We start from the raw sequence: 16,460 nt of genomic DNA on the forward strand, positions 1-16,460 counted from the left end.
GATTTTTATTTTATAAGGGCATGTTATGGATATGACCAGCGGTTATGCTTACCCACTTGGCGCGACAATTGACGACGACGGGGTTAATTTCTCGTTATTTTCGGCGCATGCATCCAAAGTGGTGTTGTGTATATTTGATTCCTCAGGAAAAGTTGAGGCGGCGCACTATATTATGTGCGGTCAAACACGACAAATTTGGCACTGTCATTTATCCGGTGCTCAAGCAGGACTACTCTACGGATACCGTGTCTATGGGCCCTACCAACCAGAACTGGGTCATCGTTTTAATCATAACAAATTACTCCTCGATCCCTATGCAAAAAAATTAGTCGGCGAGGTGACATATCATCCTGCGCTTTATGGCTATGACTTTGATTCAAAGGATGAAGATTTGTCATTTGACATCAGAGACAGCGCCCCATACATGCCTAAATGTCAGGTTGTCGATTGCGGATTTATTAATGATATTCCTATTGCACCACTTAATATTAGCCTTGCGAGAAGCATTTTATTTGAAACCCACGTTAAGGGTTTTACAAAACAAAACCCCGATGTCAGTTTGTCACAACAAGGCACTTTTTCAGGGCTTGGCAGCCAACCAATCATTGAATACTTGCAAAAATTAGGCATCACCGCGGTCGAATTATTACCCGTGCATGACTTTTTTGATGAAGCTTTTTTGATTGAAAAAGGCCTGACTAATTATTGGGGGTATAACAGCATAGCTTTTATGGCGCCGCATTCGGGTTATTTAACTGCTGAGGGTGATATATCAGAATTTAGACAAATGGTCTCAAAGCTCCACAATGCTGGGATTGAAGTTATCCTCGATGTGGTGTTTAACCATACTGCGGAAGGAAACCATTTGGGACCAACTTTCAGTTTCCGTGGCATTGACAATGCGAGTTACTATCGGTTATTGCCTAATGAAAAACGTTTCAACATTAATGATACTGGCTGCGGTAACACTTTTAATTTGAATCATCCCCAAGTGTTGATGTTAGTCATGGATTCTCTTCGTTACTGGGTTGAGGTGATGGGCGTTGACGGATTTAGATTTGATTTAGCCAGTTGCCTCGGCCGAGAAGCTTATGGCTTTGATCCTGGAAGTGGTTTTTTTGATGCAATAACTCAAGATCCTGTGTTGTGTAAAGTTAAGTTAATTGCAGAGCCGTGGGATATCGGTCCTGGTGGATATCAGTTAGGTAATTATCCGGTGGCATTCAGTGAGTGGAATGATCGCTATCGTGACGCTATGCGCCGTTTTTGGCGTGGAGACAGTGGTTTATTACCTGAATTTGCCAAACGTTTCCATGGTTCAAGTGACTTCTTTGAACATAACGGCCGTGGGCCAGCAGCCAGTATTAATTTTATTACCAGTCATGATGGCTTTAGCTTGCATGATCTTGTCACTTATCACGACCGCCACAACTTGGCTAATGGTGAAGATAATCGTGATGGTCATCAAGAGAACTGCAGTAGCAATTATGGTATTGAAGGTGAATGTGACGATGCCATTATTAATGCCATTCGTTCTCGGCAAAAACGCAATTTATTAACCTGCTTATTATTGTCTCAAGGGGTACCGATGTTATTGGCCGGAGACGAGTCTAGCCAAACCCAGCAAGGTAATAACAACGCGTATTGCCAAGATAATCCAATAGGTTGGTTTGATTGGCAGAAAATAGATTGGCCTTTGGTTAATTTCACTGCTCAGTTGATTAGTTTGCGAAAACGTTTTCCGATGTTGTGCCATCAAGCGTTTATTCATAAACCAGAAGCCTTATTTGACAATGGCTTAGCTTGGTTTAATCGCCAAGGTGAACCTATGACTAAATCACATTGGGGTGAACACCAAATCCGCACCTTGAGTGTCATTATAACCGGTAACTTAGGCCATGCAGATGTAGGCGAGATTGAAGATAGTACTGAGGCGTTGCTATTAATGATAAATGCAGGTGAGTTAACCAATTCTTTTATTCTGCCACAGTTACCCCATCTTCAAAATTGGCAGTGTTTATTACATACCCAAGACTGTGAGCCTGTGGTTGATGATAACCAACAAGTGAATTTAATGAGCCACAGTTTAATGTTATTTCATACCGAATTTACAAGGAGCAATTGATGACTACAGCGAAAGATAACGCCAATGTCGATAACACCAATGCCAGCGTAAGTGGCACAAAAAGCAATAATCATATGAATGTTGCAGCCGAAATTTTAGCTGACCACCCGAATTGTTCGGTTAGCGAACCTTGTGACGGCTTATCGATATCATTAGCCAGACATATTCATTATGAGTTGTGTCGAGATGAACATGATAAACATGAATTATTTAACGCCTTGGCACTCAGTGTTAAGGAGCAAATGCTCGAAAATTGGCGTCAAACACGATTAAAAGACAATCAATACCCAGAAAAACAAATTGCTTACTTGTCGCTTGAGTTTTTGATGGGACGAGCATTAGGCAATGCATTATTAAGTTTAGACATGACTGAAGAGGCAGAAAAAATACTGACTGAATATTCCACCAATTTAGAAGACATGGAACAAGTTGAGCATGATGCGGGCTTAGGTAATGGCGGATTAGGTCGTCTAGCAGCTTGCTTTTTAGACAGTTGTGCCAGTTTAGATTTACCAGTTACGGGCTATGGTATTCGTTACCAATACGGCATGTTTGTGCAAAAAATTATCGATGGATATCAGGTGGAACGTCCAGACCGTTGGTTACGTAATGGCAATCCATGGGAAGTCCGTATTTCTAATCACAGTGTATCTGTGCCTTTTTACGGTCATACCGAAACCCATGTCAATAAGCCGGGAAATCGACATCATGTGTGGGTGAATACCCAAAATGTATTAGCTATTCCTTACGATATGCCTATCCCAGGGTTTAAAAATAAGCGTATTAATACATTACGATTGTGGAAGGCTGAAGCTAACGATGAGTTCGATTTATCTGAATTTAATGAAGGTGATTATACCGAAGCTGTAGCCACTAAAAATTTGGCTGAACAAATCACTATGGTGTTGTATCCCAATGACGCCAGTGTTAATGGCAAAGAATTACGTTTAAAGCAGCAATACTTCTTGTCTTCAGCCAGTTTGCAGGACTTGTTAGCGCGCTACGTACGCAAATTTGGTAAAGATTTTAGTCAATTTAGTACCTATAACGTGATGCAGCTTAACGATACTCATCCAAGTATTGCGGTGCCGGAGTTAATGCGACTGTTGCTTGACCAATATGGACTGGGATGGGATGAAGCATGGAAGATCACCACTCAATGTATGGCATATACCAATCACACACTATTGCCTGAAGCATTAGAGCGTTGGTCTGTGCCCATGATGAAAAATATGTTGCCTCGCATTGTTGAAATCATTTTAGAAATAAATGCGCGCTTTTTAGAAGTCGTGGCACATAAATGGCCTGAAGATATTCAAAAACTTACCGAGATGTCGATTATTGAAGAGGGTGGCGAACAGCATATTCGCATGGCTTATTTAGCCATCGTTGCCAGCTTTTCTGTCAATGGTGTTGCAGGATTACATACTCAGTTACTCAAAGAGGGGTTATTTAATAACTTTTATCAATTATGGCCCAACAAGTTTAATAACAAAACTAATGGTGTAACCCCTAGGCGTTGGTTAGCATTTTGTAACCCTAAATTAGCGTCTTTAATTAGCCGTCAATTAGGCGATAAATGGATTAACGATTTATCTCTCCTTACTGGGTTAAATGCCTTTATTAATGACAAGGCATTTGTAAAAGATTGGGCGCAAATAAAGTATGAAAACAAACAAGTATTAACCAAATTTGTTAAACAACAATGTGGCGTCGAATTTGACCCTAAGATGATGTTTGATGTGCAAGTTAAACGTATTCATGAATACAAACGCCAATTACTGAATATTTTACATGTTATCCATTTATATCGCCGTATCCTCAATGGGGATACACAAAATATAGCGCCACGCTGTGTATTAATTGGCGGTAAAGCTGCCCCTGGGTATGCCATGGCTAAACAAATTATTAAGCTGGCAAATAATGTTGCTCATATGATTAATTCTGACCCTAACGTGACACCGTATTTACGCATGGCATTTTTACCTAACTACAATGTCAGCGCGATGGAAAAAATCTGTCCGGGTACTGATTTATCTGAACAAATATCCACAGCAGGTAAAGAAGCGTCTGGCACCGGTAACATGAAATTTATGATGAATGGCGCGTTAACGATTGGAACGTTAGATGGCGCTAATATCGAGATGCTTGAAGAGGTAGGCAAAGAAAACTTTTTCCTATTTGGATTAGACGCTAGCCAAGTCAGCCAGACTCGAATTAATTACAATCCTCAACAAATTATCGAACAATCTAAAGCTCTGAGCGGAGTCATGAATATGCTAAAAAGCGGTCACTTCAATTTAGAAGAACCGGGTATTTTTGACCATATTATTAATTCGATTGTCGATCCCCATGATCAATGGATGACCGCCGCCGATTTCGACAGCTATTGCCTAACACAAGATCTAGTGGCAAAGACTTATCTTGATCAAGATAGCTGGCAACAAATGAGTATTAAAAACACCGCAGCTAGCGGGCGTTTTTCAAGCGACAACACTATAGCGGGTTACCGCGATGAAATTTGGATGAAAAAGTAATACAGGGATAGCGGCGTAATGCCGCTTAAAGTAGGCCATGGAGCAATGGTTATTCATGGCTATTTTCAATCGATAATTGGAGCTGCTTATGAGTGATATACGTTATATTAGCAATTTAACTCGTGATACCTATGCGCTTATTCTAGCGGGAGGACGAGGTTCTCGTTTGCATGAATTAACCGACTGGCGAGCTAAACCAGCATTATACTTTGGCGGTAAATACCGGATTATCGATTTTCCATTGTCTAACTGTATTAATTCTGGAATACGTCGAGTGGGGGTGGTGACACAATATAAGTCACATTCATTAATTCGGCATATTTCTCGTGGTTGGGGACATTTTAAAAAGGAGTTAGGAGAGTCGGTTGAAATATTACCGGCATCACAACAAACATCAGGTAACTGGTATGAAGGCACCGCTGATGCAGTATTTCAAAATATCGATATTATTCGTCAGGAAGTCCCTAAGTATGTGATTGTCTTATCTGGCGATCATATTTACCGTATGGATTACGCGGGCTTGCTAGCTGCCCATACGGAGTCTGGCGCAGATATGACCGTATGTTGTTTTGAAACCCCCATTGCAGAGGCAGCAGGTGCTTTTGGTGTGCTACAAGTCGATAATACTAATCGAGTGATTGGCTTTGAAGAAAAGCCTACCAAGCCTAAACCCACACCTAATGATAAGCACAAATGTTTAGCTTCTATGGGGAATTATGTATTTAATACTAAGTTTTTGTTTGATCAGTTGAAAAAAGATTCTGATAACGAAAACTCAAACCGAGATTTTGGTAAAGATATTATCCCGGCCATTATTGATAATCATAAAGTGTTTGCATTTCCTTTCGACAGTTCCGTTGATGGACAACCAGCATATTGGCGGGATGTTGGCACAATAGATTCATATTTTGAAGCCAATATGGAATTAGTGTCACCCACACCGCCGTTAAACCTTTATGATGCTAAGTGGCCAATTTGGACTTATCAAGCCCAGTTACCGCCAGCCAAATTTGTATTTGATGATGACGATAGGCGCGGAATGGCAGTCGATTCTATTGTTTCTGGTGGCTGTATTATTTCAGGTGCAAAAGTAAAACGTTGCGTATTGTTTGACGAAGTACGGATATGTTCGTATTCGTTTGTAAAAGACACGGTATTATTACCTGATGTAGTGGTATTAAAAAATTGTAAAATCCAGAATGCCATTATCGATCGTGGCTGTATCATCCCTGAAGGAATGGTGATTGGCTATAATCACGATCATGACAGGGCTAGAGGATTTAGGGTATCCGAAAAAGGCATTACTCTAGTGACACGTAAAATGCTGGGGTTACCTGTTGGCTATGAATAAGGAGCATTAATGACGCAATTGAGTGTAAAACGAGTATTGCTGGTGGCAGCAGAAAATGATGCACTGCACGGCGCGAAGGTAGGTGGCATGGCGGATGTTATTCGTGATTTGCCCCCAGCATTAGCTAAATGTGGTGTGATAGCTGATGTTGCTATGCCTAATTACGGTTTTTTGGCTCAAGAATACCGTGCCGTTCATATGGTTGATATTGAGGTTGAGTTTGAAGGTGACCATCATACCGTGGTGGTTTATCGGATGCCAAGACCACAACACAAAGATGATATAGCTGTAGTGCAGCAAGATATTGTTGACGATTCAGTGGCGCAAATATATTTATTTGATCATCCATTGTTTAATCATCAAGGCCAAGTGTATTGTAATGGCTCTGCCGACAGACCCTTTGCGGAAGATGCGACAAAATTTGCCCTGTTTTCTCTTTGTGTTGCCACCAGCCTTGTAAAAGAATTATTGCCGCGTGTTGACGTGTTACATCTGCATGATTGGCACACTGCAATGGTGGCAATGCTTCGCAGTTGTGTGAAAGAGTTTTCTGCGCTTAAGGCTTTGCCTTGTGTATTTACTATCCACAATTTGGCACTGCAGGGGATCAGGCCATTTTCTGGGAGCGATTCTTCATTTAGCCATTGGTTTCCACAATACATGGGCAAATTAAACTCAATTGCTGATGAGAGTATTTTCGACCCCCGCTATAATAACTGTGTTAACCCGATGAGAATGGGTATTGTACTGAGCGATAAAGTGCATTTAGTTTCACCCACTTATGCTCGTGAAGTATTAATACCGTCCGATCATCAAAAAGGCTTTTTTGGTGGTGAAGGATTAGAAAATGATTTGGCGACTAAAGTTAAGCAAAATAATTTAATCGGTATAATTAATGGCTGTGTCTACAAAAATGCTGTTTCTGAGCCTTTAGCCAATATAGCAAGCCATGCCGAGTTATTGTTGCAAGCTGAAAATACCATTATCAAATGGCAAGCTAAAACGACTCAGTTCAGTGCTATCGATTCCATTGCCATCGCGCGAATTGGCCAGTATAAACATGTGCTGTTAATGGACTCCATTTTTCCGGAATTACGCCAAGTTGAACGCGAAGGAGATCGCTTTCTAGTGACTTATGTTGGCCGTTTAACAGAACAGAAAATGTTGATTCTATTACAGCCATTTAACGACCCTCAAGGTCAATTTTCGGCTAAAACGGTGTTAGAGGCGATATTAGAATCACTTAAACGGCAACAACCCGGCGGTGTATTTATGTTGCTAGGCAGCGGCGATGAGCATATTGCTAACGTACTGCAAGCTATTGCAGTACGTTATAGTAACTTTGTATTTTTACATGGTTATGATGACGTATTAGCTGAGGAGCTTTATCAGTGTGGTAGTTTGTTTTTGATGCCCAGTTCATTCGAGCCTTGTGGGATCAGTCAAATGCTCGCTATGCGCAAAGGGCAACCGTGTCTGGTACATGGGGTAGGCGGCTTGAACGATACAATAGAAGATAATACTACTGGTTGGATATTTAATGGTGAAACGCTGGCAGCACAAAGCCAAGCCTTAGTTGATCGTTTTAACCAAGTGATTAAATTGTATGGTAGCGAGACTTGGCAACAGGTGAAACAAAACGCAGCCAAACAACGATTCACTTGGGATGTTGTCGCCAAACAGTATATTGAAAAGCTGTATGTTAGCCATTAAATACCCATGAAATCAGATCATTTAAGTTAAAAAAATAATCTTGATAGCTTATGACGGTTAACTGCAGACTTTGCTCTATAAAGAAGGCCATGCAGTTAATAAGAGTGTTCAGTTAATAAGAGTGTTCAGTTAATAAGAGTGTCAGTTAACTAGGCTATTCAATTAAAACCAATCAAAGTTGATTGGTTTTTTTATCGTTAATTCCAACTCAGGTTAAAAGATTGGTTAATTCAAACTCGTGTTAAGCGGTTGGTTAAGCTGTTTTTTGTAACACAAGCTGTATCGCTTTAGGAATGTATTCGAGCAGATCAGATGCCAATAAGCTATAACAATTTTGTTGCTTGCTAACTAAGTCGCCGGCTAAACCATGTAAATACACACTTAAACAAGCTGCTTCTAGTGGTGCCATTCCTTGAGCACAAAATCCTGCAATCATTCCCGTTAACACATCACCGGTTCCCGCTTTGGCCAACACACTGTTGCCTGTGGAATTGATAAAGGTTTGCTGGCCATCAGTAATAACGGTTTGATGTCCTTTCAATACGACAACAGCACCAAACTTTGTCGCTGCTAACGTCGCGTAATGTTCACGTTGCTGCTGTATATCAGTGACATCCACCGCCAGCAAACGCGATAATTCTTTTGGATGAGGAGTGAGTACGCTTTGAGTGGGAAGTTTAAATGACGGTAATGTCTCGTCGTTGGGAGAGTGAATCATTTTGGCGTAAAAGTTAATACCATCAGCATCAAGAATAAGTGTGGTAACACTGGTTTCAATAGCCTTCATGAGATGACAGAAAAAATCAAAATTCCCCTTCAGTTGGAGATTGTCTTGCTGTACCTGCGGGTCTGAATCATTTTGTGGTTCGTTTGGCGATCTCGGTTGATCATCTGTCCCCATTAAGCTTAGTCCTGATCCCACAGAGACAACACTCGTTTGCTGTAATTTAACCCATAATTGTTTTACGGCATCAACAGAAATAGCTTCTGGATCAGTATGTTCATATTGATCTAGTTTACTCATTATTTTTGCAGTAGAAGTTATAGCGGAGGACATTAACGCCGTTTGTGTCACCAATGGAATGGTCACAATATTGGGCGTTTGTGCTGTAATACTGTTACATACACATGAACTACTGGCTAATGATACATAGCCTGCACCGACTCGTAGGGCTGCCATACTTGATAAATATGCTGCGCCGCGATAATTGATCGACCCAGCAATGTTCAGTACATTACCAAAGGTCATTTTGTGGCTTTCATCAGGTCGTGTTGGCAGTAGTGTTTTAATATAATCAAGCGTCAGCATGTCCATATTCACTCCAATCAGACTATTCTTGCGGGGAACTCTAATGATCAGCATCGCCTATGATCTACTCGAAAACAAGCAAATAATGACCGATTTGTAGAATAGGTAACAAGCTGTGATGATATGTAAAATAGATGAGTGAAATGAAGTTGAATTACGATTGATTAGCCATAAGTGTTAATCATAAGAGCTAATCATTAAATGAACGATATTGTGGCTTGTATTGGAGCCACAATATCGTTGCTGTGTAGTAAAAAACAGTTTTACAAGATTAGTAGGTATAACGTAGATCTAAGTAGTAGTAACCGCCGTTAAAACCAAATGGTGTGTTAGTTAACGGATACACAAATATGCCATTGAAGTTATTATCTTCAGGACGTTTCTCTGGGTAAGTATCAAACAAGTTTTGAACCCCTAGCGTTACCGCTAATGAGTCAGTGGCTTGGTAACGGGTACTGATGTCGGTTGTCCACTTAGCATCATAGTTAACTTCACTCGATGAATAGCCTATTGTGTAGTCACCAAAGTAGCTAAAACGTAAGTTCGTCGTAAAGTCATCGTACTTATGGGTAAAACCTATGTTGCCCGAATGCTTTGATGTCGCTTCAGTCATACGAATTTCTTCGACACGATCAAACAATTCATCTTCTAAACCATTCAAGAGAGTTGGCAAGTTAACGGACTTAATTTCGGTTTCTTTGTATGAATAAGCAAGGTTCGCCATCACATCACCAAACTGACCTAAATCAAAGTCTTGGGTCATCACTAAATCGACACCTTGGGTTTGGGTATCCACTGCGTTCATAAAGAATCGCGCAGATTCAGCGTTAGTGCCTGCAAGTGCAGCAGCAATAACCGGTGAGCTTTCTTGGTCAACAGAACCCGATAAAATAATGCGGTCATCGACATTAATTTGATATGCATCTAATGTTGCATTAAAGCCATTGTCACCGCTATATACTATACCAGCACTGATAGAGTGCGATATTTCAGGTTTCAAATCAGGAATATTCAATGCTTGTTTAATTGGAGACAATTGATTAAAGGTACCTGATTCACGTGGAATAAATTCGCCTGTGACTGGGTCTGGATCAAAAAAGGTCGACACGTTTGTGAAGTATAGTTGCTGTACACTTGGTGCACGGAAACCGGTATCTGTAGTGATACGAAATGCTACGGTATCTGTTAGGTTATAACGGCCGGATAATTTCCAACTCGTGTTGCCACCAAAGTCAGAATAGTCTTCGTAACGTACAGCTGCAGCCCAATAAAAATCATCAGTTAGTTGGTTTTCTAGCTCAACATATACACCTGTGTTTGTACGGTCTTCGTCAACTTCAGACTCTTTAGTAAAACCACCGAACCCTTGGCTACCACCAGACTTACCTTCATAGTCGCCTTGAATGTATGATTCTTCTTGGCCTGCTTCTATTTGATAACCGCTTTGACGGAAGGTTAAACCTGTAGCGACCATTAAATCTGAATCATTATAAAAGTCGTAATAAGTCGAAGCATCAATGTTTAGGTTCAATTCGCTGTTAGACAAGGTACCAGCATCAAAACTGGTTGGACTGTCTGGGCCTAGCGAAGCGTTAATGGTGTTTTCAACCTTGTATTCAAAGCTGTTACTGCCATAACCTGCAGAAGCATCAATGTTCCATTTGCCTACTTCAACGTCATAACCCATTAAAAATGAATAATCGATAATTTCTGGGCTAATTTGTGGTAAATAACCGTCTGGATACACTTCAAGTACGTTACGCGAATCTAGTGCACGGCGATAAAATGCGCCAGATGTTGAAGTACGCTTACTGATCCCACCAAATGCATATACTTTACTGGTGTCGGTAGTGGCTTGTTCAGCATTAACGAATAAACCGTAGTTTTCATAATCGCTGTCACCTACGTGGTGATTTTTACGATTAAATGTGTCTTCTCGTGGGTCTAGGCTGCCGTCTGCTAATGTTGGATATTGTTGACGAGTATCTAAACCAGCACGGTTAGTTGAGTTTTTCTGATGGGCTTCTAACGATACGTTCACAAAACCATCATCGCTAATGCTAAAACCTTGGTTAACACCAATACGGACTTGCTCGCCGTCACCTTCATAGGTTTGGCCTATTTGTGTTGCGATGCTCCCGCCATGATCGCTGTCTTTTAATACCACGTTAATCACGCCGGCAATGGCATCAGAACCGTATAATGCAGATGCGCCGTCACGTAGAATTTCAATACGTTTAATTGATGTCATTGGAATAGCATTTAAATCGACGTTAGACGAACCTTTACCGACAGTGCCCGATAAGTGAACTAACGCAGAACCATGACGACGTTTACCGTTAACCAACACTAATGTGTGATCAGGTGACATGCCACGTAAACTTGCAGGACGAACTGCATCGCTACCGTCGGTAATGGATGAAAATGGGAAGCTGTAACTTGGCGCAGCAAATTGTAATGCTTTAGCTGTTTCAGTAATACCTGTGGCTTCAAGTTGCTCAGAAGTAATAATGTCTACCGGCGTAGGGCTATCTGTCGCTGTACGAAGCGCGATACGTGAACCGATAACTTGAATACGTTCTAGGTTTTGACCTTCCTCTGCAGCAAAAGCTACTGGGGCTGAAATACTGGCAACAACGGCCAAAGATACGATACTTTTATACATTAGCAATCCTGCGATAACGTTATAATAAATGTTGTAACATTATAGTCATTTTTGTAGGCGTATAGATGGCTTTAATAGGGGGTTAGTTAGTTCAATCGGTCATATCTCATGACACTCTGGTCTAGTTAAATAATAAAATGCACTCAACTTATTCACAATTGACTATATGTAAAAACAAACGCCTGTTAATGATAACAGGCGTTTAACATTTTGATTGTGAAACAGTGGGTATTGTTTGGCTAGTCAGTTAACTTGGCAAACTAGCTTGATGAGATTCTATAAAGGTGGTCATAGCTTGTTGTGCGCGTTCTTGTGCCGATGCCCAAGTATCTGTTGGCATCATGGTTTCTACGACTTCGTAATAGCATTTAATTTTAGGTTCTGTACCCGATGGACGAACGATAACGCGTGCGCCACCTTCTAAGGCATAAATCAATACATCGCTGCTGGGTAAATCAATGCTTTGTTTGCTACCGTCGGCGGCAGTACGTTGAAGGCTTTTTAAATCGTCGGTTGATACCACAGGATACTCACCAATTTTTAACGGTGGGTGCTCACGTAAATACGCACCTATATTAGGTGTATCTGCCTTAAGCGCAATACTCACTTGAGCGTTAAGGTGAAATCCGTGTTGGCGATAAATCTGCTCTAGTCTGTCCCAAATGGTTTGGCCTTGGGAGGTAAGTTCTGCGGTTAACTGTGCAAAAGCAACTAAGGCCGATAAACCATCTTTATCCCACACCAAGTTACCTATGGTGTAACCGAGTGCTTCTTCATAAGCGAATAAAAACTGATTGTCTGCTTGGTTTTTGGCAATGCCAACGTTCATTAGCCATTTAAAGCCCGTTAGAGTGGTATAGCTTTGGGTGCCAAACTCAGTGGCTATTTTAGATAATAGACTCGATGAAACAATCGTTGTCCCCGTCAATCGTTGATTTTTGGGCGCGTGGCTGAGTAAGTAATGGCCAAAGAGCACACCAACTTGATCGCCAGTGAGCATTTTATATTGTCCATCTTCAGTACGAACCGCAACGGCAAAACGGTCAGCATCTGGATCATTGGCGCAAGCAAGCGTGGCATTGTGCTTCTTTGCTTCTGCAATGACTAAATCCATAGCGCCTTTTTCTTCAGGGTTGGGGAAGTTTACTGTCGGGAAATCACCATCGGGTTCACGTTGAACCATTACCGAATAGACTTGAGTAAACCCAGCATCCTTTAATACCGCTTCAGCCATGTCGGCACCAACGCCGTGCATTGCTGTGTAAGCCAAACTGACGTTATCTTGCCCGCTGCGTTGTTGTAGCTCTTTGGCATCAAATACCCCTTGACGATACGTTTGGTAAAAATCGTCTTGTAACCAAGTCAGCTTTTGTTGTGAGATGGCATCATCTAGATCTAAAAACGGGTTCGCTTGGGTTGCTGCTCGGGCAATTTGTGCTGCAATTCCGCTATCATGTGGGGGAATAATTTGTGCGCCATTTTCCCAATACACCTTATAGCCGTTGTATTGAGGCGGGTTATGACTCGCGGTTACCACAATACCTGCGGCAGCTTTAAAATGTTTTACCCCAAAAGCGACCAAAGGCGTGGCGGCCACTTTGTGGGTCAAACGTACTGTTATGCCCATCGCCGTTAATACACTGGCAGCATCATGGGCGAAGCTTAATGAATCGTGGCGGCCATCGTAGCCAATTACCACACCGCGCTCGGCAGCGTTGTCTATTTGATCGAGAAGGTAGGCGCCTAGACCCGCAGTGGTTTGACGGATAACCAAACGATTCATTGCCATAGGGCCAACACCCACTTCACCACGAAGCCCTGCAGTACCAAAGGCTAAACGGCCAGAAAAGCGTGTAGTTAACTCCGCCTCATTGTTGGTATCAATAAGGATTTGCAGTTGTGAGCGAGTTTTAGGGTCTGGATCGTTATTAAGCCATTGGTTGATTTGGTGCTGAAGATGGGTATTCATGAGTAACCTCACTGATAATCATTTTCAATAACAGTAGAAAGTTTCAGTGATTAGAACAAGTAAATTCGTCTTAAAATGGATAAAAATTACAATTCGTACTCAAGATTTACATTAAGTCTACATGCGTGATGAATAATATAAGCGTATAAGCAACGAGTTGTAATGAGAAAACATCGATATTGAACTTGTTTGTTATCATTAGAAGAGATTGGATGAATTTCCAAACTGTAATGAAATATGTCGAGTAATAGCTTATTAGTTTAAGTTCTTTACCTAAAATTACAGTCTAAATAATAGAAACAAGGCTTGTGAGTCTAATCCACAAGCCTTGTGTTGGATGATATTGTGCAGGTAATCTATCTATCTATTTATTTGCTACAGCATAATTTTGTGGAAAGAATGCTCGTTTGGCGACGTCATCAAATTCTGACTTGAATTCAATATCTTTACCCATATTTCTGGCTTGTTCCACCGAAGGACGGCTGTTGATGTTATTAAACCAGCGTTGCACATTAGGGTAAGTTGCTAGAGCATCTTCACCTAATACAAAACCAATACGATCAACCCAACCCCATGCTGCAATATCGACAATGCTTAGTTCATCACCAACAATAAAGTCACGGTTATTAAGATGCGCATCGAGTACATCATAATGACGTTGTGTTTCTCGTCGATAACGGTTTGCTGCATAGTCAATTTTTTCAGGTGCGTGGTGAGTAAAGTGGACGCATTGACCAGAATAGGGCCCTAAACCAGTAGCAATAAACATTAACCATGATAGCAGTTCTCCACGGTTTTCTGGTGTTGATGCTAACTTGCCTGTTTTGTCAGCTAGGTATAACAAAATGGCGTTTGAATCGAACACTCTTACACCATTGTCTTCAATGGCAGGGGTTTTGGCGTTAGGGTTAATCGCTTTAAACTCAGCGGTATGTTGCTCACCTTTAAGGGTATCAACTGGAACAAGTTCGAAAGGTAAACCCGTTTCAGCAAGAAACAAAGCAACTTTCATCGGGTTAGGGCCAGGATGGAAATAAAATTTAAGCATGTTAACTCCTTATTCTGTAAGAAGTGTATTTAAACAGGTTTTGAACGGATGCTCAATAAGTTTTGAGCATCCGTTCAAATAAAAGTTGCTGTAGCATCTAATAATATAAATTTTGTGCTGTTTCGTTAGGGTTGTTGTTAGTCCACAGGTGGGGGGAAGTCATATCAGGATTGTTAGCATGAAGATAAACCGAATTAATTATCCGGTTGATTAAGTTCAGCCAATAAAGGCAATATTTTACTGACTTTATCAAAACTTTCCTGATATTCAGCATCACCATTTGAATCGGCCACAATGCCGCCGCCAGCCCAGCAATATATACGCTGGTTTTCAGTCACTAAAGTACGAATAGTAATGCTGGTATCCATATTACCGTTTTGGCTGATATAGCCGATGCTACCGCAATATAGGTTGCGTCGTGATGGCTCTAATTCTTCAATAATTTCCATTGCGCGAACTTTGGGTGCTCCGGTAATGGAGCCACCAGGGAAAGCGGCGTTAAGTAAATCAAATCCGGTTTTATGGTCCGCTAATGTGGCGGTAACGGTACTGACTAAATGATGTACCGCAGGAAAGCTTTCTATGTCGAATAACCTAGGCACCTTAACAGAACCGGGTGAGGCTACTTTGCCAATATCATTTCGCAGAAGATCTACTATCATCACGTTTTCAGCGCGATCTTTTTCAGATGCTAATAACAACGCGGCAGCTTGTTGGTCTAAAAGTGGATCATGATGGCGGGGCAAAGTGCCTTTTATGGGTTTAGTTTCAATATTCTGGTCATTGAGTTTGATAAATCGTTCTGGCGAGATAGATAACATGCAGTGATTATCAACCCGCATAAATGCCGAGAAAGGAGCTTGGTTAGCAAGAGATAATGCGCAATAAGCTTGCCATTCATCCCCTTGATAATGAGCCTCAAATCGTTGGGTTAAATTGATTTGATAGCAATCACCACTCAGTAAATACTGCTGTACTTGATCAAATTTGTGTTGATACTGCTGATAATTTGTCTGATTAACCCAAGCCGTAGTCAATCTGAAAGGCTTTGCTGTCACTAAGTTTTTTTCGAAATTTTTTATTTTAGGCTCAATTAAATTCAACTCAATATCAAGCGCGGCTTTCCCACTATAATGGTATGCATACCAGGACTTATTGGCATAACTATAGACTAATGAGAAGTCATAAAAACCAATATTAATATCATCAAGATGAATATCTTTAATGGCAGTGTTGGGCAAGGTTTCAATATTGCGTCCAAGGTCATAGCCAAATGCGCCTATTGCTCCGACACTAAATGGATGTTGACTGTTTTGAGCAGACGGATATAACCGCGAATGCAATTGAGCTAATGTGGTGATCGGGTTGGCGTGGATATCTATTTCAATATTAAGCGTTTTGATACTGGCTTTTTTTGCGCTAAATTGACTGATGCCATCATTGCTGGTTAGTGTCGCGATTGGATTAAAGCCGATTATATCGAACTGAGAATCTTGGTGCTGTGCATTGGCAGAGTCGAGCAATATCGCCCATGGCAGGTGGCTAAATAATGAAAATAGTTGCTTAGTGTCTATTTCCCAATCTAGTTTTTGCATAAAGAGTGTGTTTTTTGCCCGCGAAGACATTGATAACCCTTATCTAAGAAAGTGGTGTAGCCCAAAAAGGATGGAAAGAGTATCATATTGGTCTTAATAGGTAATATTAAATTGATCCTTATAAAAACGATAAACATGTTAGGCCGCA

9 protein-coding genes are annotated in these 16,460 nt (G+C 41.1%); 4 read left to right on the forward strand and 5 right to left on the reverse strand.

What is annotated here, in order from left to right:
* Nucleotides 1-25 precede the first annotated feature (25 nt).
* The 4 genes from glgX (at nucleotide 26) to ABIS04_RS08760 (ending at nucleotide 7,726) form a co-directional block, all read left to right on the forward strand.
* Nucleotides 26-2,125, forward strand: a complete 2,100-nt coding sequence (gene glgX, locus ABIS04_RS08745) for a glycogen debranching protein GlgX (RefSeq protein ID WP_137220813.1) — start codon at nucleotides 26-28, stop codon at nucleotides 2,123-2,125.
* Between the two features lie 74 nt (nucleotides 2,126-2,199).
* Nucleotides 2,200-4,662, forward strand: coding sequence for a glycogen/starch/alpha-glucan phosphorylase (locus tag ABIS04_RS08750; RefSeq protein ID WP_350433414.1), 2,463 nt, complete (start codon nucleotides 2,200-2,202; stop codon nucleotides 4,660-4,662).
* 88 nt (nucleotides 4,663-4,750) lie between these two features.
* Complete coding sequence (gene glgC / locus ABIS04_RS08755) at nucleotides 4,751-6,013, forward strand: glucose-1-phosphate adenylyltransferase (RefSeq protein ID WP_137220809.1); 1,263 nt, start codon at nucleotides 4,751-4,753, stop codon at nucleotides 6,011-6,013.
* Nucleotides 6,014-6,022: 9 nt separating this feature from the next.
* Nucleotides 6,023-7,726 carry a glycogen/starch synthase gene (locus tag ABIS04_RS08760; protein ID WP_350433203.1) on the forward strand — a complete coding sequence of 568 codons (1,704 nt, stop codon included), beginning with the start codon at nucleotides 6,023-6,025 and terminating at the stop codon, nucleotides 7,724-7,726.
* A gap of 253 nt (nucleotides 7,727-7,979) precedes the next feature.
* Here ABIS04_RS08760 and ABIS04_RS08765 read toward each other — a convergent pair whose 3' ends face one another.
* The 5 genes from ABIS04_RS08765 to pabB form a co-directional block, all read right to left on the reverse strand.
* Nucleotides 7,980-9,041: an NAD(P)H-hydrate dehydratase gene (locus ABIS04_RS08765; protein WP_350433204.1), complete on the reverse strand. Its 1,062-nt coding sequence runs from the start codon at nucleotides 9,039-9,041 to the stop codon at nucleotides 7,980-7,982.
* Nucleotides 9,042-9,306: 265 nt separating this feature from the next.
* Entirely contained in the window at nucleotides 9,307-11,700 is a 2,394-nt protein-coding gene (locus ABIS04_RS08770; RefSeq protein ID WP_140234094.1) for a TonB-dependent siderophore receptor, read from the reverse strand.
* A 247-nt stretch (nucleotides 11,701-11,947) separates the two neighbouring features.
* Nucleotides 11,948-13,669: a phospho-sugar mutase gene (locus ABIS04_RS08775; RefSeq protein ID WP_350433205.1), complete on the reverse strand. Its 1,722-nt coding sequence runs from the start codon at nucleotides 13,667-13,669 to the stop codon at nucleotides 11,948-11,950.
* Nucleotides 13,670-14,033: 364 nt separating this feature from the next.
* A complete protein-coding gene (locus ABIS04_RS08780) occupies nucleotides 14,034-14,717 on the reverse strand; it encodes a glutathione S-transferase family protein (RefSeq protein ID WP_350433206.1) in 684 nt (227 codons plus the stop codon).
* Nucleotides 14,718-14,911: 194 nt separating this feature from the next.
* Nucleotides 14,912-16,342, reverse strand: a complete 1,431-nt coding sequence (gene pabB / locus ABIS04_RS08785; protein ID WP_350433207.1) for an aminodeoxychorismate synthase component I — start codon at nucleotides 16,340-16,342, stop codon at nucleotides 14,912-14,914.
* Between the last annotated feature and the right edge of the window lie 118 nt (nucleotides 16,343-16,460).

The organism is Shewanella sp. H8 (genome assembly GCF_040285065.1).
In the GTDB taxonomy this organism is placed as follows: Bacteria; Pseudomonadota; Gammaproteobacteria; order Enterobacterales; family Shewanellaceae; genus Shewanella; species Shewanella polaris.